The sequence below is a fragment of the Micromonospora sp. GCM10011542 genome (genome assembly GCF_042650685.1).
In the GTDB taxonomy this organism is placed as follows: Bacteria; Actinomycetota; Actinomycetes; order Mycobacteriales; family Micromonosporaceae; genus Micromonospora.
Window position 1 is genome coordinate 1 of record NZ_JBHSBO010000072.1, and the last position, 530, is coordinate 530.

Here is a 530-nt window from a genome sequence, read left to right on the forward strand (position 1 = left end):
GCTTCGGTCTCGATCGGGCCTTGCGGTTCGATGTCCTCGCCGGCGAGACGCGCGGCCATGAGTCGGATCATGGCGACTTTGATCATCGCTTCGGCGTGCGCGGGTTTGCGTTCGTAGTCGCGGGCCAACCGTCTGCACCGTCCCAACCAGGCGAAGGTTCGTTCCACCACCCAGCGTCGGGGTAGCACCTGGAAGCCTTTCACGTCGGCGTTGCGGGCCACGATCTGCAGGTCGATCCCGGCGTGGGTGCGCGCCCAGTCCAGCAGTCCCGCATCGACGCGGTTGACGTAGCCGGCGTCGGCCCAGACCAGGCCCAACAGCGGGAACGTCTCGGTGATCCCCGTGAGGACCAGCTTGGCTCCGGCGCGCTCCTGGATCGACGCGGAATGCACCACCGCCTTGAGTAACAGTCCGCAGGTGTCGACCAGGACATGCCGCTTACGGCCCCGAGTGCGTTTACCGGCGTCGTAGCCGATCGCCTCGCCGCCCTGGTGGCTGTGCGCGGTCTGCGAGTCCAGCACCGCCGCCGA

The 530-nt window shown here is 67.7% G+C and carries 1 protein-coding gene; it reads right to left on the minus strand.

Translation table 11 applies throughout. The annotated features are described in order from the left end of the window. Positions 1-530, minus strand: a 530-nt coding sequence (locus ACFOW4_RS30185) for an IS5 family transposase (protein WP_377533710.1), incomplete at both ends; no start/stop codon positions are given.